The sequence below is a fragment of the Pseudomonadota bacterium genome (assembly GCA_016719885.1).
GTDB lineage: Bacteria > Pseudomonadota > Gammaproteobacteria.
This window is the reverse complement of sequence record JADJYF010000001.1, coordinates 78,847-99,272: the sequence shown is the minus strand read 5'-3', so window position 1 is coordinate 99,272 and position 20,426 is coordinate 78,847. Positions and strand designations below refer to the sequence as shown.

Annotated in this window: 19 protein-coding genes; 8 read left to right on the top strand and 11 right to left on the bottom strand. The window is 65.1% G+C overall.

Annotated elements, in window-relative coordinates; translation table 11 throughout:
* Positions 1-14: 14 nt before the first annotated feature.
* A complete protein-coding gene (locus IPM80_00480; protein MBK8956920.1) occupies positions 15-848 on the bottom strand; it encodes a quinoprotein dehydrogenase-associated SoxYZ-like carrier in 834 nt (277 codons plus the stop codon).
* Positions 849-1,382: 534 nt separating this feature from the next.
* On the opposite strand from IPM80_00480, the gene IPM80_00475 reads away from it, so the two are divergent.
* The gene (locus IPM80_00475) at positions 1,383-2,522 is read left to right on the top strand and encodes a Rieske 2Fe-2S domain-containing protein (protein MBK8956919.1); all 1,140 of its coding nucleotides are present in this window, start codon (positions 1,383-1,385) and stop codon (positions 2,520-2,522) included.
* A gap of 15 nt (positions 2,523-2,537) precedes the next feature.
* On the opposite strand, the gene IPM80_00470 is transcribed toward IPM80_00475, so the two are convergent.
* The 5 genes from IPM80_00470 to mscL all read right to left on the bottom strand — a co-directional run bounded on the left by IPM80_00470 (position 2,538) and on the right by mscL (position 6,420).
* Positions 2,538-3,293 (bottom strand): MBL fold metallo-hydrolase, encoded by a 756-nt coding sequence (locus tag IPM80_00470; protein ID MBK8956918.1) that lies wholly within the window; start codon positions 3,291-3,293, stop codon positions 2,538-2,540.
* 14 nt (positions 3,294-3,307) lie between these two features.
* On the bottom strand, positions 3,308-3,895 hold the full coding sequence (locus IPM80_00465; GenBank protein MBK8956917.1) for a chemotaxis protein: 588 nt from the start codon (positions 3,893-3,895) through the stop codon (positions 3,308-3,310).
* A gap of 130 nt (positions 3,896-4,025) precedes the next feature.
* Positions 4,026-4,682 (bottom strand): pyridoxamine 5'-phosphate oxidase family protein, encoded by a 657-nt coding sequence (locus tag IPM80_00460; GenBank protein ID MBK8956916.1) that lies wholly within the window; start codon positions 4,680-4,682, stop codon positions 4,026-4,028.
* Between the two features lie 66 nt (positions 4,683-4,748).
* Entirely contained in the window at positions 4,749-5,891 is a 1,143-nt protein-coding gene (locus IPM80_00455) for an epoxide hydrolase (GenBank protein ID MBK8956915.1), read from the bottom strand.
* A 118-nt stretch (positions 5,892-6,009) separates the two neighbouring features.
* A complete protein-coding gene (mscL, locus tag IPM80_00450; protein ID MBK8956914.1) occupies positions 6,010-6,420 on the bottom strand; it encodes a large-conductance mechanosensitive channel protein MscL in 411 nt (136 codons plus the stop codon).
* A gap of 216 nt (positions 6,421-6,636) precedes the next feature.
* Between mscL and IPM80_00445 the strand changes: the two genes are divergently transcribed.
* The 4 genes from IPM80_00445 to IPM80_00430 all read left to right on the top strand — a co-directional run bounded on the left by IPM80_00445 (position 6,637) and on the right by IPM80_00430 (position 10,745).
* Positions 6,637-8,655 (top strand): molybdopterin-dependent oxidoreductase, encoded by a 2,019-nt coding sequence (locus tag IPM80_00445; GenBank protein MBK8956913.1) that lies wholly within the window; start codon positions 6,637-6,639, stop codon positions 8,653-8,655.
* 48 nt (positions 8,656-8,703) lie between these two features.
* Entirely contained in the window at positions 8,704-9,180 is a 477-nt protein-coding gene (locus tag IPM80_00440; protein MBK8956912.1) for a hypothetical protein, read from the top strand.
* Positions 9,181-9,693: 513 nt separating this feature from the next.
* Positions 9,694-10,050 (top strand): carboxymuconolactone decarboxylase family protein, encoded by a 357-nt coding sequence (locus tag IPM80_00435; GenBank protein ID MBK8956911.1) that lies wholly within the window; start codon positions 9,694-9,696, stop codon positions 10,048-10,050.
* 65 nt (positions 10,051-10,115) lie between these two features.
* Positions 10,116-10,745 (top strand): ceramidase domain-containing protein, encoded by a 630-nt coding sequence (locus tag IPM80_00430; protein MBK8956910.1) that lies wholly within the window; start codon positions 10,116-10,118, stop codon positions 10,743-10,745.
* On the opposite strand, the gene IPM80_00425 is transcribed toward IPM80_00430, so the two are convergent.
* The 4 genes from IPM80_00425 to IPM80_00410 form a co-directional block, all read right to left on the bottom strand.
* Positions 10,735-11,514 (bottom strand): enoyl-CoA hydratase, encoded by a 780-nt coding sequence (locus IPM80_00425; GenBank protein ID MBK8956909.1) that lies wholly within the window; start codon positions 11,512-11,514, stop codon positions 10,735-10,737. The genes IPM80_00430 and IPM80_00425 overlap by 11 nt on opposite strands.
* 15 nt (positions 11,515-11,529) lie before the next feature.
* Positions 11,530-12,282 (bottom strand): enoyl-CoA hydratase/isomerase family protein, encoded by a 753-nt coding sequence (locus tag IPM80_00420; protein ID MBK8956908.1) that lies wholly within the window; start codon positions 12,280-12,282, stop codon positions 11,530-11,532.
* Positions 12,283-12,379: 97 nt separating this feature from the next.
* A complete protein-coding gene (locus IPM80_00415) occupies positions 12,380-13,249 on the bottom strand; it encodes a sulfurtransferase (GenBank protein MBK8956907.1) in 870 nt (289 codons plus the stop codon).
* Positions 13,250-13,300: 51 nt separating this feature from the next.
* The gene (locus tag IPM80_00410) at positions 13,301-14,137 is read right to left on the bottom strand and encodes an alpha/beta hydrolase (protein ID MBK8956906.1); all 837 of its coding nucleotides are present in this window, start codon (positions 14,135-14,137) and stop codon (positions 13,301-13,303) included.
* 148 nt (positions 14,138-14,285) lie between these two features.
* Between IPM80_00410 and IPM80_00405 the strand changes: the two genes are divergently transcribed.
* The 3 genes from IPM80_00405 to IPM80_00395 all read left to right on the top strand — a co-directional run bounded on the left by IPM80_00405 (position 14,286) and on the right by IPM80_00395 (position 18,729).
* On the top strand, positions 14,286-16,355 hold the full coding sequence (locus IPM80_00405) for a molybdopterin oxidoreductase family protein (protein ID MBK8956905.1): 2,070 nt from the start codon (positions 14,286-14,288) through the stop codon (positions 16,353-16,355).
* Positions 16,356-16,452: 97 nt separating this feature from the next.
* Positions 16,453-17,928 carry a polyphosphate:AMP phosphotransferase gene (gene pap, locus IPM80_00400; protein ID MBK8956904.1) on the top strand — a complete coding sequence of 492 codons (1,476 nt, stop codon included), beginning with the start codon at positions 16,453-16,455 and terminating at the stop codon, positions 17,926-17,928.
* 171 nt (positions 17,929-18,099) lie between these two features.
* Complete coding sequence (locus tag IPM80_00395) at positions 18,100-18,729, top strand: septation protein A (protein MBK8956903.1); 630 nt, start codon at positions 18,100-18,102, stop codon at positions 18,727-18,729.
* Between the two features lie 25 nt (positions 18,730-18,754).
* On the opposite strand, the gene IPM80_00390 is transcribed toward IPM80_00395, so the two are convergent.
* The gene (locus IPM80_00390; protein ID MBK8956902.1) at positions 18,755-20,263 is read right to left on the bottom strand and encodes an NAD(P)/FAD-dependent oxidoreductase; all 1,509 of its coding nucleotides are present in this window, start codon (positions 20,261-20,263) and stop codon (positions 18,755-18,757) included.
* Positions 20,264-20,426 lie beyond the last annotated feature (163 nt).

Sequence of the window (20,426 nt, the reverse complement as noted above, 5' to 3'; positions counted from 1 at the left end):
GGACCACCGGGGACTCAGCGGGTGACCGTACCCGCGGCGCCCGCGACCTCGAAGCTGTGACTGAACTGGCGCCCCGTGGAGTCGGTCATTTCGGCGGTCATGGTGCCGCCGCTCTTGGGCTTGAAGAAGAAGCGAAAGCTCGGGTCTTCGCTGATCGAGATGTCGGTCTCGGCGCTAAGGATGTGCTCGCCATTGAACTTGAGCGCGACCTTGGTCACGTACTCGGCCGGCAGGTAGGCACGGGTACGCTGGTCGAGCTGCATACCGGTGATGTTCGGATGACTGATGAGCAACTGGCCCAGTGCCACGTCGCTGTCCTGGGTGCTGCTCTGGGCGTGGAACTTCATTTCGCCGATGTGCTCGCGCGCTTCCTTGAGCGCCAGGAACGGCGGTGGCGCCGAGCAGCCGCCGCTGGCGCGGGTATAGCCCTTGTCCATGTAAAGGTGGCCGTCGTTGGTTTCCGCCACCACCCGCACATTGGTGAACTGGTTGATGCGCAGGCGCATGGCGAGGTCGGCCTTGCCCATCGCCGGGGTCAGTTCGAACTTGCCGGCCAGGGGGCGGGGATTGCGGTCGATGAAGACGTAGAGGGTGCGGATGTAACGCTCGGCGCTCTGCGGGATCTTGGCGTTGACGCTGATCGGCACCACCCCGGCGTCCTCGGCGCGGGCCGGCAGGCGCAATTCGACGAGCTCCTTGCCTTCGACGATGTCGCGCTCACCGAAGTACTGGGGCCGCAACAGCGTCGCCCATACGTCCACTTCGGATTCCTCCGCCGCGGCGCACCATGCCCAGGCAATCGACATCACCAAGCCAGTGCACAGCCCTCGCCATAACCTTGCGTACATGCTCGAACTCCCCCCGAGACCTGCGGGCATTGTACATAGAGCTCGCACCGCGGCGGCGCGTCGGGCCGATTCGAGATTGCTTTGGCGGCGCGGCAAGCCGGGCTATGCTGCGAGGCGCCGGGGAACATGTGCGGCATCCGGCGGCGGCGCTCAGGAGTGCCGTGATATTTCGCCGTCATATATGCCGGGCACGAAAAATATCAATTGATGCTTTCTCGAGTTTGCACTGACTTAAGCCTGTCAGATCAGACTCTTAGTTTGTAATTCTCAAATTATCATAAACAATACAAGGCCTTAGCCCCCCATTTTCGGGGGAGCATTCAAGGCCCAAGTGATCTAATCTGTACCCAGGCAGCATTGACCCGGACCGCAAAGTCCGGCGAGAGATCCGCCACGACGGTCCCAACGCAACACCCGTCGGTATGAAAGCCCGGCTTCGCGCCGGGCTTTTTTTTGTCCGCGTTCCGCCCGCCCGCGCGCCGGCTTGCGCAGCTCCTGGCTATACTCGCGCGACGCTACACCCGAGTGCCGAGGATGCTGCAAGCCGCACAGATTTCATTGGGTCGCCAACTGCTCGACTACATCGACACGCGCAGTACCGCGATGGCGCCCGAGCTCTACCTGCAAGCGGTCGACGACTACACCAGCGCAGCCACCGCGTCTCTCGAACAGGCGAAGTTGTTTCGCGCGCTACCGATGTGCGTCGGCATGAGCGGTCTCCTGCCCCGGCCGGGCAGCTTTCAAACCCACGACGTCAGCGGCTTGCCGCTGCTGCTGACGCGCAATGAGCAGGGACGGGTGCAGGCCTTCCTCAACGTGTGTCGCCATCGTGGCGCGCGCGTGGCCGACGGCTGCGGCAAGACGCGTGCGCTGGTGTGTCCCTACCACGCGTGGTCTTACGATCTGAACGGACAGCTCAAGGTGCGCCCCGCCGACAGCGCCTTCGATGGCGCGCCCCACGCGGGACTGGGACTCACGCCCCTCGCCACCGAGGAACGTGATGGCCTGATCTGGGTGATGCCGCGCGCGCAGGCCACGCTGGACCTCGATGCGCACCTTGGCGCACTGAACGACGAGCTCGCGAGCTTCGCGCTGTCCGGCTTCCACCATTATGAAACCCGCACGCTCACGCGGCGCATGAACTGGAAACTGTTGCTCGACACCTTCCTCGAGTCCTACCACTTCTGCGTTCTGCACCGCGACTCCATCTGCGCCATCTTCCATGACAATCTCGGCGCCTTCGATCATTGGGGGCCGCACTTCCGCCTGGTCAGTCCACGCAAGAGCATCGAGCAGATCCGTGGCGAGCAGGCGTCGAGCTGGAATCTCCTGCCGCACATCGTCAGCATCTACGTGCTGTTCCCGAACACCGTCCTGGTGTGGCAGCTCGACCATGTCGAGCTGTGGCAGATTCATCCCGGCGCCAGCGCCGACGAATCGATCACGCTGTTGTCCTTGTACACCCCCGAGCCCGCGCACAGCGAGGCCGCGCGTCGCCATTGGGACAAGAACATGGATCTCGTGGTGCACGTGGTGGAGAAGGAGGACTTCCCGATCGGGGAAGGCATCCAGCATGGTTTTCACAGCGGCGCGCAGAGCAGCATCCTGTTCGGGCGCAACGAGCCGGGGCTCATCCACTTCCATCGCAGTGTGAGCGCCGCGCTCGGCGCCTGAGCGCGCGGTCCGCTTTCAGGCGACCTCGGCGAGCCTGTCGTCGCCGACCGCGATACCGACTTCCAGGGCCTCGAACCAGTCGAGAAAGCGCGTCACGTCGTCGCCGCGGAACAGGCGGCCGTGCTGGGGCGCGAGGATGTCGATGTCGAGGCGACGCACGCGCTTTATCCAATCGTTCTTGGCGCGGTTGGACGGCATCCAGCGCTGGTGGAACATGGTCATCTTGCCGACGTGGGACGCGAAGTCGTCGACGAACATCGGCGCCTCCGGCGGCTCCAGCGCGGCGCCCACATCACCACTGAAAAGGATGCGCGCGCGGCTGTCGTAGACGTGGAAGTTGCCCGATGAGTGCAGGTAGTGCGCCGGGATGAACTCCAGGTTCACGGTCTCGAGCGCCAGCGTGCCGCCTTCATCGGGAATCGACACGTACTCGATGCTGTGACAGCCGAAGTGCTTGAGGAAGCCTTCCCACAGCCACGGCGCATGCAGGCGCGCATGCGGCACGGCGCGGTCCCACAGGCCCAGCGACGAAATGATGTCCGGGTCCTGGTGAGAAGCGAAGATATCGGTGATCTGTTCGATGTCGCAAAAGCCCGCCACCGCCGACAGCATCGCCGAGAAATTCTCGATGCCGCCCGGGTCGAGCAGCAAGGAGCGCTTGCCGTCGACGATGAGGTACTGGTTGGTGTCGATGATGTCCGCGACCTTGGCCGGGTCGCGCCCGAACACCACCCACTGGTGCTTGTTGGAATACAGTGATGTGCTGCGCATTGGGGAATCTCGCCTCAGGCCGCGTCGCGCAGTTGTCGGTCACAGCGCGAAATGATGGTTCGTATGGTGGCCGCCGAACGCTCGACGGTATCGGCGACCAGTTGCAGGCCGCTCTCGTAGTCGCCGGCCTGGGTCGCCTCGACCCGCGCGCGGGTCGAGATGACGGCGGCGGCGCGCATGCGGTGATTGATCTCGCTCAGCAGTTCCAGCAGGCGGCGCAGGCCGCGCGCGATTTCCTGGCGATTGCCCATGAGTTCGTCCTGCAACTTGATCTGGATGCCGCGTAGATAATCGCTGCCGCCGCCAAGCGCTTCTTGAGCGCTGTCAAATCGCCCACTCGCCTCCTGCAGCCGCACATCATCCACCGCGCGGCGGGCAATGCGCAGCGCCGTGGCGTTGATCTCGGTCACCAGGCGCGAGGTGTCGCGCCCCATCTCGTCGATGAAATCCGTCAGTGGCTTGAAACCGACGGCCTTGGTGCCGGCACGGTAGGCGATGGCCTTGGCGTTCTTGGCCGCCAGTGAAAGTTCGACGGCGGTCTGCTGCACCCTGCACAGGGCGCCGACGCAGGCTGCTGTATTGATGAAGAATTGGTCCTGCACGCTCGCTCCGGGCCCGCTTTCAGAGGCAATGCCCGGATAGCGGCAATTCCTGCCCACGGGTTGAGCGCTTTTATATACAAAGGCGCACGGAGTCCGCGACGCCCGCCCGGGCCGACGTCGCGTGCCCGGCTCAGGCCTCGCCCTTGGCGACCTTTTCCATGTATTGCTCGATGCTCAGCAGACCGCCTTCGGTCGCGGGACGGCCCATGTCGCCAGGGCGCAACACCTCGTGAAAGCCCTCGATGCGCTTCCATACGCAAAATGGCGTGTCACTGTCGGCGCGCGGCACATAGCGCGACTGGTTGAGCTTCTTGTAACGATGGATGTAACGCGGGCAGTTGACCCAGGTCTGGGTAATGGCCACCCGCACCACGAGATCCGCTTCCTTGTACTCGGCGAGCAAGGGGTCGTTGGGCATGACCGAGGCGCGCCCCTGCAGGCGCATGCGGTTGGGCGTTTCGAAATCGATGAACAGGATGCCGATCTCGGGGTTGCCGAGCAGGTTGCCCATCGAATAGTACATGCCATTGCCGTCGTAGCTCGGGAAGGCGATGGTCTGGTCATCGACTATCTTGACGAAGCCCGGGTCGCCGCCCTTGTACGACACCGTCGGCCGGCCCTGGTTGTCGATGGTCGACAGGAAGAACATGTCGCGACTCGCGACGAACTGCTTGTCCATCTCGTCGAGCGCGGTCTTGAAGATGGCCTGCTCCATGAGGTCGGCCATCTTGCGGGTCTCGAACTGGTCCTGAAGCGCGCGATTGTGCTCGCCGTAGAAAGTGCTCATGGTGGTGCTCCCCTGTCAGTGCGGATTTTCATGCGCATGCTAGCAGGTTGAAGGCCGCCTGCCGCCCTACCGCAAGGTACGGAAAAACGCGCGCACGTCCTCGACCAGCAGCTCGGGCTCCTCGAGCGCGGCGAAGTGTCCGCCCGACGGCATCTCGGTCCAGCGCGTGATGTTGTACTGGCGCTCGGCCCAGGCACGCTTGGGCCGTGGGATGTCCTTGAACAGGGCTACGCCGGTCGGCGCCGCGATATAGGTGTCGGGCGGGCCGAAGCGTCGCGTCTGCATCGATTCACGATACAGGCGGATGGCCGAAGGCATGGATTCGGTCAGCCAGTAGATCATGATGTTGGTGATGAGGTCGTCCTTGCTGAAGCGGCTCTCGATGTCGCCATCGATATCGCCCCAGGCGTAGAAGCTCTGCACTATCCACGCGGCGAGGCCGAGCGGCGAATCGTTCAGGGCGAAAGCCAGCTGATCGGGTTTCAGGCTCTGGATGACGGCATAGCCGCGATGCTCGTAGTAGTACTCGCGACTGATGCAGGTACGGCCCGGGATCACGCCCTGCGCGCGCGCTTCCTCGGGGTCGTCGGTGGAAGCGGTCGAACACATGTTGAGGTGGACGCCGACCACCTGTTCGGGCGCGATGACTGCCATGTAGGGGCTGACCAGGCCGCCCCAGTCACCGCCCTGCACGCCGTAGCGCGCGATGCCGAGTCCGGCCATGAGTTTGACCTGCCGCTCGGCGACCATGCGAATGTCACAGCCTTCTTCCAGCCAGGGTTCGGACCAGCCGTAGCCGGTCAGGGACGGACAGATCACGTGAAAGGCGTCGGCCGCATCACCGCCGTGAAGCTCGGGACGCGTGAGCGGCTCGATGACCTTGTCGAATTCGAACACCGAGCCCGGCCAGCCATGGCTCAAGACCAGGGTCAGGGCATCGTCGCGCGTGGCGCGCGCATGGATATAGTGAAGCTTGCGGCCGTCGACATCGGCGAGGAAGTGCGGGAAGCGATTCAGGCGCGCTTCCTGCGCGCGCCAGTCGTAGCCATCCAGCCAGTATTCGACCAGTTCGCGCATGAACGCGACGTTCGCGCCATAGGCCCAGCCGGCATCGCGCACCTGGCTCGGAAAGCGCGCGCGGCCGAGGCGCGCCTTGAGATCGGCGAGCACGGCCTCGTCGACATGGATACGGAAGGGTTCGACCTGCATGAACGGCACTCCAGGATGGCGGTGCCCGGCACTGTCGCGCGATGACCCGCGCCCTGGCAAGCGCCGCACGCCATCGGCAAGACGGCCACCGCCGGCGGGCGATGACCGTCGCGCAGGCTCAGCGCCTGGCCAGCAGGTCGCGGATTTCGGTGAGCAGCTTCTCTTCGGCGGACGGCGCCGGCGGTGCCGGCGGCGGTGCCGCGGCTTCCTCGCTTTCGCGCATGCGCTTCATGGTGTTCATGGCCTTGACGGCGATGAAGATCGCGAACGCGACGATCAGGAAGTCGAACACCGTCTGCAGGAATGCGCCGTACTTGATGGCCACCGCCGCCGTCTCACCCTGCGCTTCCTTCAATACGATCGCGAGATCGGTGAAGTTGACGCCGCCCATCAGCATGCCCAGGGGCGGCATCACGACGTCGCCCACGAACGACGACACGATTTTGCCGAAAGCGCCGCCGACGATGATGCCGACCGCCATGTCCACGACGTTGCCCTTGACGGCAAAATCCTTGAATTCACTCATCAGACTCATGATCGCTCCTCCCTCGAATTATGGATTCCCTGCACGAAGACACGGGCCGCGGACTCGATTTGAAACGGCGGCAAAACCGTACGACAGCCGTGCTTTTATTCCACCGCAGCACCCGCCAAGTCAACCCCTCGTTATGACTTTCCATGTAATTGCCGCTGAACTGTGCCTGTGTTTACATGCGGGCTGTCGCGATGCCTGGGGAGGCCGATCATGTCCGTAACCATCAAGACCAATTGTCCGCGCGATTGCTACGACGGCTGCGGCATCGTGGTGGAGAAACGCGCGGGGGGACGTCATCGCGTGCTTGGCGATGCGGACCATCCCGTATCGCGCGGCAAGCTGTGCAGCAAGTGCGCGGTGGCCTACAACGGCGTGTGGCAAGACCCCAATGCACGCCTGCAATTTCCGCTGAAGCGCATCGGGCGCAAGGGCGGCAACGACTTCGTCAGGATCTCCTGGGACGAAGCGCTCACCACCGTCGCCAGGCACATGCGCGCCGCCATCGACACCCATGGCCCGCAATCGATATTGCACACCCATTACTCCGGCACGCTGTCACTGATCGGCTACCTGTTTCCGAACCGGCTGTTCAATTACATCGGCGCCTCCGAAGTCGATCCGGACAGCATCTGCAACGCCGCCGGCCACACCGCCTGGACCTTGCTCTACGGCAGTTCCATCCAGGGCTTCGATCCGCGCACCGCGCGCGATGCCCGCTGCATATTGGTGTGGGGCGCCAATCCCTCGCACTCCGCGCCGCATGCCCATGAGCATTGGCTGGCCGAGGCGCCGGGCAAGGTGGTGGTGGTCGATCCGCTGCGCACCGAAACCGCGGCCGCCGCCGATCTGCACCTGCAGCCACGCCCCGGCACCGACGCGGCGCTGGCCTTCAGTCTCCTGCATTGCCTCAAGCGCAACGGTCATTTTGATGACGACTTCATCGCCAGGCACACCCTCGGCATCGACGAAATCGAACTCGACATCGAGTGCGCGACGCCGGCCTGGGGCGAAGCGCAGACCGGCGTACCGGCGGCCGACATCATGGCCGCGGCCGACATCTACGGCGCCGGTCCGTCGCTGTTGTGGTGTGGCCAAGGTCTGCAACGCCAGGCCACCGGCGGCAACGTGATGCGCGCCATCGGCCTGCTGCCGGCCTTGACCGGCAACGTCGGCAAGCCCGGCGCGGGCTTCTATTACCTCAACGTCACGCCCTTGTTCGCCGGCGTCGATCTCGGCTGGTTGGGCGGCGGCCAGCTCGCATCGCGCGAGATTCGTAAGGTCAGCCACATGGAACTTGCCGCGCGCCTCGAAGCGCCCGATGAATTCAAGGTGTTCTTTTCATGGAACACCAATCCGCTGGCATCGGCGCCGGAACAGTCACGCTTGCGCGCGGCGCTGAACCGCAAGGACCTGTTCATGGTGGTGTCGGACCTGTTCATGACCGACAGCGCCCGCCATGCCGACATCGTCCTGCCGGCGGCGAGTTTTCTCGAATACGACGACCTCACGTTCAGCTATTTCCACCTCACCATGGGTGCGCAGGCCAAGGTCGATGAGCCGCTCGGCGAGGCGCTGCCCAACGCGGAAATCTTCCGGCGCCTGGCGCGCGCCCTCGACTTCGACGAAGCGGCGCTGTTCGAATCCGACCGCGCCCTGCTCGACGCCATGATGGCGCAGATGCAGCTCGGCTATGACTTCGACGAGTTGAAGCGTCGCGGGCATTTCACGCTGGGTGACAGCCCGCAGATCTGGTACGCCGACCGACAATTCGAAACACCGAGCGGGCGCATCGAAATCGCCTCCGAGCAGGCCGTCGCCATGGGTCTGCCGCGCGCGCCGCGGCCGTGGGCAGACACGCCACCGCCCGATGGTCATTTCCGACTGCTGACCCCGGCCTCGAAGTGGTTGATGAACGATTCCTACGCCAACGACCCGCACATCGTCGAGCGCAGCGGCCCGGCCGCCCTGCATATCAACCCCAGCGATGCAGTGCGCATCGGCGTGCGCGAGGGCGCGACGGTCACGGTCGGCAACGACACCGGCGAACTGCGCCTCGTGGCGCGGCTCGACGAGAACGTGCTGCCGGGCACGGTGCTGTCCTACAAGGGACGCTGGCCTTCGCTGGAAGGCAACCACATGAACGTCAATTTCATCCACCCGGCGCGCGCCGCCGACATGGCGGGGAGCACCAGCGTGCACTCGACGGTGGTGCGTGTGGCGCGCGCCTGAGCGCGGCGCGCTTGGCAAGGCCGGGCCGTGTGCCGCTGGAGGCGCTCCATGAATCTCGAAAGCTGGGAGTTGCTGAGTTACGTGGTGACGGTAATCGGCCTGCCGCTCGCCATCGCGGTGTTCGTCTACGAGCAGCGCAAGGAGCGCGACAACGAGGAGGAAGCGGTTTATCAACTGCTGTCCGACAACTACCAGGACTTCCTCAAGACCGCGCTCGATCATTCTGAACTGCGCCTGTTCTCCGACGAGCAGACACCTTCACTGAGCGCCGAACAGCGCGAACGCATGCTGATCATTTTCAGCATGCTGGTGTCGCTGTTCGAGCGCGCCTACCTGCTGCTCTACGAACCCGACATGAGCACGCGCCAGCGTCGCCTGTGGCAGTCGTGGGAGGACTACATGAGCGAATGGTGTCAGCGCGCCGATTTTCGCGACGCGCTGCCGCAGCTGTTGCGCGGTGAAAACGCCGAGTTCGCCGCTTACCTGAGCGCTCTCGCCGCGGGTCGGCAGCCCCACGAAAGCTAGCGCCGGGCGCCCCGGCAGGCACACGTAGTCTTGCGCCGACAGGGCCCGCCACCACTACAGGTAGTGCACAAGCGTCAAACCTGACGTATCCTTTGTGGCAGACAGTCTGGCAGTGACTTTTACGCAAGCCATCGCATGAGCACCGGGACATGATCCGAGAGCGGCATTTTCGACCGCTTGTTTGCCCGCTTCCCGCGCCGCGCGTTCGCTTTCCCAATTGCCTGGACGCTTCCGAACTGCTCCCGCCTGCAGGCGTTGAGCATGATGCGGCCCGTGGTACGCCACACGACAAGGATGCTCTCACTCATCTCCAGGGCTCATTCCACATTGCGCTTTCGTCCGCGCGCGCCCGCGCCACACCACGGCGCCACGCGCTGAACGGTCACCTCGCCTACCCGGCTGCTGTGCTTAAATTCAAGCAACACCACCAGCAGCCGGGTGGCGATTTTTTTATCACCCCGTAGCGCCTGCGAAGACACACGCGCTTACCGTCCACTGCCGAGGAATCCAACGATGAGTGAAGAACAGGCGGCTAAAGGCCGCGCCCTGCTCGAACGACTGACCGCCACGCCGGCCGCGCTCGACCGTTTTCCCGAGCGCTTCCGCAACTACACCCTGGAGCACCTGTTCGGCGACGTGTGGCAGGGTGAAGCCTTGGCCCTGGAAGAGCGCTCACTGGTGACCTGCACCATTCTCGTCGCGCTGGCGCGTGAACCGGAACAGCGGTTTCATTTTGCCGCCGCGCGACGTCTCGGCATTCCGCGCGACAAGCTGGTGGAAATGATCACCCACGCCGCGCACTACGCCGGCTGGCCGAATGCCGTGGGTGCGCTGCGCAGCCTGGAAGACGTGTGGCCGAGCTCGGAGTGAACCTCCATGCGCCGCCGCGGCACGCGGCGGCGCATGCCTGACGACGTGCAGGGGCAGCGCCTGCCGTGACCACCGTCAGCGTCTATTGCGAACGTCTTGCGCCGGGCCTGCTCGGCGAGCCTTTCAACACCGTCACCAATCTCGCCTTCCTGCTGGCCGCCTGGCTAGGCTGGCGACGCGCGGGCCAGCATCGGGATCAGCGCCTGCTGGCCGCCCTGCTCGGCGCCATCGGCGTCGGCAGCACCCTCTTCCATGCCTTCGCCACGGCCATGACGCAGTGGCTGGACGTACTGCCCATCGGGCTGTTTCAACTGTGCTTTCTGGGTTTGTATCTGGAACGAGTGGCGCGCTGGTCGCTGCCGGCGCGCGGCGTCTGCCTGTTGCTGTACGTCGTGGCGCTGACGCTCGCCGCGCAGGCGCCACCTCTGTTCAACGGCTCGCTCGCCTATGCGCCGGCGGCCGTGGCCTTGCTGATGCTGGGCATCGCGCACTGGCGCCTGCGAGCACGACTCGACGTGCTGGCGGCGGCGCTCTTGTTCCTGCCGTCGCTGGTGGCGCGCAGCGTCGACCTCGCGCTGTGCACGCGCTGGCCGTCAGGCACGCATCTGCTCTGGCATCTGCTCAATGCCCTCATGTTGCACGTGTTGTTGACGGCCTACCGCCGCGCGACGCCAGCCACCGTCCTCAGTCGCTGACCTGCTGCTTGCCGCGCGCCATGATCTGGCCGCGCCGAGCTTCGATCGAGGCCGCGCTCACGCCGTCGTTCCAGGCGCGCGACTCACGCGCTTCGAAAGCCATGGCCGCGCCGAGATCCATGTGATAGCCCTCGTCGATCACACGTTTGTAGAGCGGCAGGAATTCCGGCGCGACGCTGAGCATCGCGGCCGCCAGTTCGCGGCAGGTGGCCAGCAAGGCATCCGGCGCCACCACGCGGTTGACCAGGCCCCAGCGTTCGGCGGTCGCCGCGTCGAGGAAATTGCCGGTCAAGGACAACTCCTTGGCGCGCGCCAGGCCGATCATGCGCGACAGGCGCTGACTCAGACCCCAGCCAGCAAGCAGGCCGACGCGGCCGTGGGTGTCGGCGAAACGTGCGTTGCTGGAAGCGATCAGCATGTCGCAGCACAGCGCAATTTCGAAGCCGCCGGTCACCGCCGCGCCGTTGATCGCGCCGATCACCGGGCCGCTGAACGAGCGCACCGCCGCGCCGGTATCGGCCCACGGCTGCTTGCGACCGTGAATGGCGGCGCCGCTGCCGAGTTCCGCAAGGTCGAGCCCGGCGCTGAAGGCGCGCCCGGCGCCGGTCAGGATCACCACGCGCGTCTCGCCATCGGCTTCCAGCGCCGCGAAGGTTTCAAACAGGGCCTGGCGTAATTCCAGCGACAGGGCATTGAGGCGCTCGGGGCGATTGAGCGTGAGCACGGCAAGGCCATCGGCCTTGTCGACGAGCAGTACCGGTGCAGTCATGACGGGTCCTTCGATTCAGGAGGTGGTCGGGCGCGTGCCGCGCCACGCTCCCGACCAGCGCGGTTTGCGCTTTTCGACGAAGGCATTCAAGCCTTCGCGGCCGTCGGCGGTGGAGAACACGTTGCACAGCGTTTCAATCTGGTTCTCGACATTGCGCCGGTAGTCGAGATCATTGGCGCGCATGAAGGACGCGCGCCCCAGCGCCATGATGGTCGGCGACTTGGCGGCCAGTACGCGCGCGAGCTCGAGCGCCTTGTCCATCAAGTGCGCGCGCGGCACCGCGTAGTTGATGATGCCGAGTTCGGCCGCCTCGGCGGCGGTGATGGGGGTGCCACAGAACAACAGCTCGAAAGCCTTGGCGCGGCTGACCTGGCGCGGCAGGTGCGCGTAATGGATGGCGGGAATCACGCCGACGTCTATTTCGGGATAGCCGAGATCGATGTCGTCGGCCGCCACCGTCATGTCGCAGTTGATGGCGAGCGTCATGCCGGCGCCGCGCGCTGGACCGTTGACCACCGCGATGCTGGGCTTGCTGGCGCGGTACTGGATATCCATGGTCTCCATGTAGAACTTGTAGACGAAGTTGCGCAGATCCAGCGCATCGCCGCGCGCCACCATCTTGAGATCCATGCCGCCGCAGAACATGCCGTCGAGGGCGCTGGTGATCAGGATCACGCGCACCTCGTCGTCCTGCTCGGCGCGGCGCATGGCGGCATGGATGGCGTCGATCATCGGGTGATCGATGGCATTGACCGGCGCGCGCCGCATGGCGATGTTGGCGATGCCGTCGGCGACGGTGTAACTGACGCGTTGTTCGCTATCCACGCTGGTGCGCTCCTTCTTGCATTGCGTTCGCCGCCATGGCTCAGGGCTCCATGCCGAGCTTCAGCGGCAAGGACGGATCCTTGACCCATTCCGACATCGAACCGTCGTAGATGGCGACCTTGTCCTGGCCGCACACCAGCATGGCGAGCGCGTCCATGGTGGCGGAGATGCCGCCGCCGCAGTAGGCGATCACGCGTTCGCTGTCGAGCGCGCCGCTCTGGGCAAACAGCGGGCGCAGCTTTTCCGGCGGCAGGAATTCGCCGGTCGCGGGATCGAGCAGGTCGCCGTAGTAGACGTTGTAGGTACCGGGCAGATGGCCGGCGCGGCCATACTGGTTCTTCTCGCCGCTGTAGACCGCCGGAGCCAGCGCGTTCACGGTCACCGGGCCCTTGCCCGCCACCACTTCAAGCATCGCGTCCTTGTCGACCCACATGTCGGGGCGCGGTCGCACGCTCAAGCTGCCGGGCGCATGATGGGTGACTTCGGCCGTCACCGGGCGCCCTTCCTTCTTCCACTTCTCGTAGCCGCCGTCGAGCACCGCGACATTGTCGAAGCCTATGGAACGCAGCATCCACCACACGCGCGTCGCCCACATCGGAAAGCCCTGGTTGTAGAGCACGACGGCGCTGTCATCGCTGACGCCGTGGGCGGCCATGCGCGCGGCGAAGTCGCGCGGCGCCGGCATCATGAACGACACCTCGCGCGTCGTGTCCGACAGTTCCTGGTAGACGTCGAGGAAGCCCGCCCCCGGAATGTGTTCGACCTGCCACTGCGCGCGTCCGCTGTCGGGGATGTAGCCGCCTTCCGGCTTGTGCTTGAGAAAAATCGTCGCATCGAAAAGGCGCAGGCGCGGATCGGCCAGATGCTGCGCGAGCCAGTTGGTGCTGACCAGGGGTCCGTCGAGTTTCATGGCTTTCTGTCTCCGTCGAAAGGATGTGCTAAGAACAACCCGCGCCAGCGCTCAGGGACATACCGAGCGCACGAAGGCGGCGAGTTCGCGATTGAAGCGCTCCGGCGCCTCGAAAAACGGGCCGTGGCCGACGTCGTCGTACCACGACAGCCGCGCCTGCGGGCACAGCGTGCTGGCGAGTTCGGCGCAGGATGGCAAGGTCATGCTGTCCAGGCGTCCATGGCTCAATAACAGGGGGCCATGGTAGGCGGCGAGCGCGGCCTCCATGGCGATGTCGTCACGCAGCACCATGGCCGCGCGCACATCGGGCCGCGCCGTCATGTTGAAGCACAGCACGCGCTCGTAATCCTCGCGCGACATCTTCACCAGGAAGCAGCGGTTGATGAATTCGCGCATGGCATCGATGCTGACCGTCAGGTCACGCGAGATGGCGCGCGGGAAGGTCTCGCTGAAGCCGCCACCGATATAGGCGCCGAGCGCCTGCTCGCCGAAGCGCACCGCGCTTCCCACCAGGTTGATACCGGCAATGCCGGCGGCGCCATAGGCATTGAGATAATCACCGATCACCAAGCTGCCGTAGGACCAGCCGACCAGCACCGCCGGCCCGACCTCGAGCGCGGTGAGCACGGCCTTGAGATCGGCCGCCCACAGTCGCGATTGCTGGTAGCAGGCGGCTTCGGTTGGCGCCGCCGACATGCCGTGGCCGCGCAGGTCGAAGGCGATGAGGCGGAAATGCTCGGCGAGACTGCTCTCGTATTGCTTGCTCCAGCACAGCGTGGCCTGCGACCAGCCATGGATGAAGACGATGGCCGGGCCATCGCGACGTCCCCATTCCATGACGTTGAGCGCGAGAGCGTCGCCGCCTGCCACCGTGTGTTGCGTGTGCATCGAGTGCTGACTCCAGGTCCGAACAAATGCCGACGCCCCTGCGCCGCCGTGGGCGATGCTAGGATACCGTGCCCGCGCGCACCCTTGGGCCGGATTTCGACCGCCATCGCCGGCGCGCGCACCGCTCATCCCGCTTTCGGAGCTTGCCATGGCATTTCATCACAGCGCCTGCCCCCACGACTGCCCCTCGACCTGCGCCCTCGAGGTCGAGAAACTCGACGAGCGCACCATCGGCCGCGTGCGCGGCGCGCGCGACAACAGCTACACGGCCGGCGTCATCTGCAGCAAGGTCACGCGTTACGCCGAGCGCATCCATCATCCGGCGCGCCTCATGACGCCGCTGAAACGCCGCGGCGCCAAGGGTGGCGATGACTTCGTACCCATCGGCTGGGACGCCGCGCTGGACGAAGTGGCCGAAGCTTTCCTGCGCGCCGAACAGCGCCATGGCGCCGAGGCAGTGTGGCCTTATTTCTACGCCGGCACCATGGGCCTGGTGATGCGCGACGGCATCAACCGTCTGCGCCACGCCAAGCGCTATTCCGGTCAGCACTCGACCATCTGCACCACGCTGGCCTGGAATGGCTACGTGGCCGGCACCGGCCGACTGTCGGGCGTCGATCCGCGCGAGATGGCCGAGTCCGACGTGATCGTGATCTGGGGCACCAATGCCGCCGCCACGCAGATCAACGTCATGAGCCACGCGCTCGGCGCGCGCCAGCAACGCGGCACGCAGCTGGTCGTAATCGACACCTACCGCAATGCCACCGCCAAGCAGGCCGACCTGTTCCTGTGCGTGAAGCCCGGCACCGACGGCGCGCTGGCCTGCGCCGTGATGCACGTCCTGTTTCGCGATGGCCACGCCGACCGGGCGTTCCTCGAACGCCATACCGACTGCCCGCGCGAACTCGAAGCCCATCTCGCCACCCGCACGCCGCAATGGGCGGAGGCCATCTGCGGCGTGCCGGTTGCCCAGATTGAACAATTCGCACACCTGGTAGGCACCCATCCGCGCAGCTACTTCCGGCTCGGTTACGGTTTCGCGCGGCAGCGCAACGGTTCGGTGAACATGCATGCCGCCGCCTCCATCGCCGCGGTCACCGGCGCCTGGCAGCACCGCGGCGGCGGTACGTTCTTCAACAACGGCGCCATCTACCATTGGAACCGCACGCTGATCGACGGCCTCGACGTGCGCGATGCCAGCGTGCGCCTGCTCGACCAGTCGCGCATCGGCGCGGTGCTGAGCAACGACGCGCGGGCCTTGAGCGGCGGCCCGCCGGTCACCGCCATGCTGATCCAGAACACCAACCCGATGTCGGTCGCGCCGGATCTCAACACCGTGCATCGTGGTTTCGCGCGCAAGGACCTGTTCGTGTGCGTGCACGAACAATTCATGACCGAGACCGCCAAGGTCGCCGACATCGTGCTGCCCGCCACCATGTTTCTCGAACACGACGACCTCTACCAGAGCGGTGGCCAGCAGCACATCCACTTCGGGCCGCGCATCATCGCGCCGCCGGGCGAATGCCGCTCGAATCACGAGGTGATCTGCGCGCTGGCCAAACGCGTCGGCGCCGAGCACCGCGGCTTCGACATGAGCGCGCGTGAAATCGTCGACTGGACCTTGCGCGAATCCGGCTGGGGCACGGTCGACGAGCTCGAAGCGCGGCACTGGATAGACGCCCAGCCGAGTTTCGAGGATGCGCATTTCGTGCATGGCTTCGGTCACGCCGACAAGCGCTACCACTTCGCCGCCGACTGGCAGGCGCCGGCGCCTGCCGGTTTCGGCCCGGCGGGCGCCGCCGCCGCCATGCCGAGCCTGCCGGACCATTGGGACGTGATCGAGAACGCCACCGACGAGCTGCCGTTCCGCCTGGTCACGGCGCCGGCCCGCCAATTCCTCAATTCGACGTTCACCGAGACCCCCACTTCACAGCGCCGCGAGTCGCGTCCGACCGTCATGCTGCACCCCGACGATGCGCACGCGCTCGGCATCGCCGACGGCGCCAAGGTCGAACTCAGCAACGGGCGTGGGCGCGTGCGCCTGCACGCCGAACTCTTCGATGGCCTGCAGCGCGGCGTGCTGGTCTCGGAAAGCATCTGGCCCAACGCGGCGTTCGAAGACGGCATCGGCATCAACGCGCTGACCGGCGCCGACCCCGGCGCGCCGACCGGCGGTGCGGCCTTTCACGACAATCACGTGCGCATCGCGCCGGTGTAGGCGCACAGCGCCGTCGGCGCGGGATTTGATGGCGATCAAGGCGGCGATGGCGATGCCCTCGCTACTGTGAAATCTGGCAGGTGCCGAGGAACAGTCGATGTTTGAAGCCGCCGAACTGGGCAGCAAGATCTCCAAGGAAGAATTCGAGCGGCGCGAGCCGTCGGTGCATCAGGAACTGCTGGAGCTGCAGCGACGCGTGCGCGACGCCGACTTTCCGGTCATCGTCATCGTGTCGGGCGTGGAAGGCGCCGGCAAGGGCGACGTGGTCAGCCTGCTGCATCGCTGGATGGACGTGCGCGGCCTCGAGACCCAGGCCTTCTGGGACGAAACCGATGAAGAGCGCCTGCGGCCGCGTTACTGGCGCTTCTGGCGTGCCATGCCGCCCAAGGGCCGCATCGGCATCCTGTTCGGCTCCTGGTATACGCGCCCCATCATCGACCTCGCGCTGAAATTTTCCAAGCGCGACAAGTTCGACCGTGAACTTGAACGCATTCGGCATTTCGAGGACATGCTGGTCGACGATGGCGCGCTCATCATCAAGCTGTGGTTCCATCTGTCAAAGAAGGGCCAGCTGAAACGCCTCGAGGAAGACGCCAAGGGCAAGGGCGTGAAGGTCGGCCCGCTCACCAAGACCTATGCCAAGAGTTACGACCGCTTCGTGAAGGTGTCGGAGCGCGCCCTGCGCAAGACCGACGTTTCGCACTCGCCGTGGCACATCATCGACGCCAGCAACACCCGTTTCCGCGACATGCGGGTCGGCGAGATCCTGATCGAGCGCCTGAAGGCGCGCCTCGACGAAGCGCCGCCCAGCAGCGGTCGCGTGACCGTCAGTTCACCGGCGCTGCTCAAGGCCGGCGAACAGAGCGTGCTGTCGGCCGTGCCCCTGGCCGCCACCGTGGACGACAAGGCCTACCGCCGCGCCATGGAGCAGTACAGCGACGAACTCTACGACCTGGCCTGGAAGGCGCGCGCCAAGGGCGTCAACACCGTCGCGGTGTTCGAAGGCTGGGACGCGGCCGGCAAGGGCGGCGCCATCCGGCGCGTCACGCAGGCCATGGACGCGCGTCTGTATCGCGTGATCTCGGTGGCGGCACCCACCGACGAAGAGAAAGCCCATCATTACCTGTGGCGCTTCTGGCGACACGTACCGCGCCGCGGCTTCCACACCATCTATGACCGCTCGTGGTACGGGCGCGTGCTGGTCGAGCGCGTCGAGGGCTTCGCCACCGATCTCGCCTGGCAACGCGCCTACAACGAAATCAATTCCTTCGAGGAACAACTGTTCGATCACGGCACGCTGGTGCTGAAATTCTGGGTGCACATCGACCAGCAGGAGCAGCTCAGGCGCTTTCGCGAACGCGAACAGACACCGTGGAAACAGCATAAGATCACGGCCGAGGACTGGCGCAACCGCGATCGCTGGGACGACTACGAGCGGGCCGTGACCGACATGGTGGTGCATACCAGCACCGAGATCGCGCCGTGGACCCTGGTACCCGGCAACGACAAGCGCGGGGCGCGGGTCGAGATCCTGAAAACCTATTGCGAACGTCTGGCCGCCGCCCTCGACTGACCCGCCGCCGTTGAACCTTTGCTGCTGCCACCGGGACCAAACACCGGTGGCAGCGCGACGATACAATGCTTAACCTTGCGCGTGCCCCTATTCACAAGCCCGTAACCGCGCAGCCCTTACCATGCAAGAAAACAACTCAGCCGAGATGGCCAGGGATTCGACCTCAAGCGCATGAAATCGCTACTCGACCTCATTCCCCTGCTGGTATTTTTCGGAGGATATTACGGCGCGAAGGAGTGGCCCGAACTGGCCGAATCCTTCATCAACACCCTGCTCGGCCTGCTGGGCCTGGCCGGGCCGCTGCCCGCCGACCAGTTGGACATGGCGTGCGCCACGCAGTTGGCCATGCTCGCGACCTTTGCCCAGGTCGGCCTGCTCATCGCGCTGCGCCACAAGGTCGACAAGATCCTGTGGATCACGCTCGTGATCGTGGTGGTGATGAGCATCGGCACGCTGGTATTCCACGACCCGGCCATCATCAAGTGGCGCTCCACCGTGCTCGACTGGCTGTTTGGTCTGATCCTGCTGGGCGGTGAGGTGTTGCTGGGCAAGAACTTCATTCGCGCCATGCTGGAATCGCAGCTGGAGCTGCCCGACCGCGTGTGGCGGCAGTTGAATTTCAGCTGGATAGGCTACTTCGCGCTGTCGGGAGTGCTGAACCTGTTCGTCGCAGCGCGTTTCAGCGAGGAGACCTGGGTCAATTTCAACATGTTCGGCGGGCCGGCCCTGACCGTGCTGTTCATGCTCGCCCAGGGCTTCTACATGGCGCGCTTCATGGAAGCGCCCAGCGAATCGAACTGAGCGCGGCCCGCCGCCGCGCTCGCCGTCATAATGCCGGACAGGGCCGCGCGCCCTGCCCTGCGCCTCTCAGCTCAGCTCGTACGCTTCGAGTTTCCGGTGCCTGCATCTCGGCGAAGAAGCGCGTCGGCGTCCACGGCCAGCTCGCCGGCACACCGTTCTTGTCCAGGTACCAGCTCTTGCAGCCGGTCGCCCAAATAGACTTCTTGGCGGCGGCGCCGCGCTCGACCTCGAAGCTCGCCGAGGCTTGCGGACTCACACTGATTTCGCGGCACTTGCCGTTGCGGATCTGCTCGAGCAGCTGCAGCACGTAGGCCACCTGCGACTCGGCTATGCGGATCAGCGAGAAATTACCGACCGGCCCGTTGGGGCCGTTCAACAGGAAGAAGTTCGGAAACTGCGGGATCGAGATCGACAGGTAGGCGACCGGGTGGTCTTCCCACACGTCGTCGAGATTGACGCCATTGCGTCCCAGCACCGTGGTCGGGCGAATGAAGGCGTCGGCACGAAAGCCGGTGGCGATCACCAACACGTCGAGTTCATGCAGCACGCCGTCGGCGGTGCGCACACCCTTGGGCTCGATGCCCGTGATGCCCTCGGTCACCAGGCTGGCATTGGGATGCTGGATGGCCTCGTAGAAGTCGGTCGAGAAGATCATGCGCTTGCAGCCGGCGCGATAGTTCGGCCGCAGCTTTTCACGCAGGACGGGATCGCGCACGTTGTTCACGAGATTGTCCAGGCAGGCCTTCTCGATTTCCTTCATCTCGGCCGAATCGGAATCGATCACGGCGTTGGCGAAGGCATCGAAGAAGCCCGTGATCTTGGTGATCTCTTCTTTCAGTCGCGCGGGATTGGTGCGGAAATCCTGCTTGTCCTGATCGGTGTAGAAGTTGTTCTCGATCGGCATCACCCATTGCGCGGTGCGCTGGAACAGCGAAAAGTGCGCGACCTTGTCGACCAGCGCCGAGGTGATCTGGATGGCGGTCGAGCCGGTGCCGATCACGCCCACGCGCTTGCCTTCCAGCGGCACGCTGTGATCCCAGCGCGCGGTGTGGAAGCAGGCGCCGGCGAAGGAATCGAGGCCGGGGATATCGGCGATTGCCGGATGATGCAGCACGCCGGTCGCGGCAATCACGACGTCCGCCACGTCTTCGCGGCCCTTGGAGGTCTTCAGGTGCCAGCGCCCGTCCCGGAACACGCACTCCGGGATCTCTTCGTTGAAACGCACCTCGTCGGTCACGCCGTACTTGCGCGCGACCCGTTCGAAATACTGGTGAATCTCCGGGCCTGGCGCGAAGGTCTGGCTCCAGTCGGGGTTGGGTTCGAAGGAATAGGTGTAGCCATGGGCCGGCACGTCGCAGGCCACGCCCGGGTAGGTGTTCTCGCGCCAGGTGCCGCCGACCCTGTCGGTCTTCTCGTAGATGGTGTAGTCCGTGTAGCCGGCTTCGCGCAGCTTGATGGCGGTCAGGATGCCGGCCATGCCGGCGCCGATGATCACGATACGCGGCTGGCGTGCCGTGGATTGGGCGTTACTCATTACTCGGTTTCCCCCACGCGCCCAGGCCTTCGTCGGGCGGCGCGTGCTTGCGATTTCAGTGGTAAGAATGCGGTCGGGCGGCGGGCAAATCGGCCCGGCGCTCGTAGCGTTACGCGCTTACCTTAACAAATCGTGCTGCACCACGGCAGACCGCCGCGGTCGT

Excerpts from the sequence above, each read along its gene's own strand:
- IPM80_00425 (MBK8956909.1), bottom strand. The coding sequence starts at position 11,514 with ATGACTGCACCGGTACTGCTCGTCGACAAGGCCGATGGCCTTGCCGTG.
- IPM80_00480 (MBK8956920.1), bottom strand. The coding sequence starts at position 848 with ATGTACGCAAGGTTATGGCGAGGGCTGTGCACTGGCTTGGTGATGTCG.
- IPM80_00395 (MBK8956903.1), top strand. The coding sequence starts at position 18,100 with ATGAAATCGCTACTCGACCTCATTCCCCTGCTGGTATTTTTCGGAGGA.
- IPM80_00475 (MBK8956919.1), top strand. The coding sequence starts at position 1,383 with ATGCTGCAAGCCGCACAGATTTCATTGGGTCGCCAACTGCTCGACTAC.
- IPM80_00415 (MBK8956907.1), bottom strand. The coding sequence starts at position 13,249 with ATGAAACTCGACGGACCCCTGGTCAGCACCAACTGGCTCGCGCAGCAT.
- IPM80_00440 (MBK8956912.1), top strand. The coding sequence starts at position 8,704 with ATGAATCTCGAAAGCTGGGAGTTGCTGAGTTACGTGGTGACGGTAATC.
- pap (MBK8956904.1), top strand. The coding sequence starts at position 16,453 with ATGTTTGAAGCCGCCGAACTGGGCAGCAAGATCTCCAAGGAAGAATTC.
- IPM80_00460 (MBK8956916.1), bottom strand. The coding sequence starts at position 4,682 with ATGAGCACTTTCTACGGCGAGCACAATCGCGCGCTTCAGGACCAGTTC.
- IPM80_00445 (MBK8956913.1), top strand. The coding sequence starts at position 6,637 with ATGTCCGTAACCATCAAGACCAATTGTCCGCGCGATTGCTACGACGGC.
- IPM80_00470 (MBK8956918.1), bottom strand. The coding sequence starts at position 3,293 with ATGCGCAGCACATCACTGTATTCCAACAAGCACCAGTGGGTGGTGTTC.
- IPM80_00405 (MBK8956905.1), top strand. The coding sequence starts at position 14,286 with ATGGCATTTCATCACAGCGCCTGCCCCCACGACTGCCCCTCGACCTGC.
- IPM80_00390 (MBK8956902.1), bottom strand. The coding sequence starts at position 20,263 with ATGAGTAACGCCCAATCCACGGCACGCCAGCCGCGTATCGTGATCATC.
- IPM80_00435 (MBK8956911.1), top strand. The coding sequence starts at position 9,694 with ATGAGTGAAGAACAGGCGGCTAAAGGCCGCGCCCTGCTCGAACGACTG.
- IPM80_00420 (MBK8956908.1), bottom strand. The coding sequence starts at position 12,282 with ATGCGGCGCGCGCCGGTCAATGCCATCGATCACCCGATGATCGACGCC.
- IPM80_00410 (MBK8956906.1), bottom strand. The coding sequence starts at position 14,137 with ATGCACACGCAACACACGGTGGCAGGCGGCGACGCTCTCGCGCTCAAC.
- IPM80_00455 (MBK8956915.1), bottom strand. The coding sequence starts at position 5,891 with ATGCAGGTCGAACCCTTCCGTATCCATGTCGACGAGGCCGTGCTCGCC.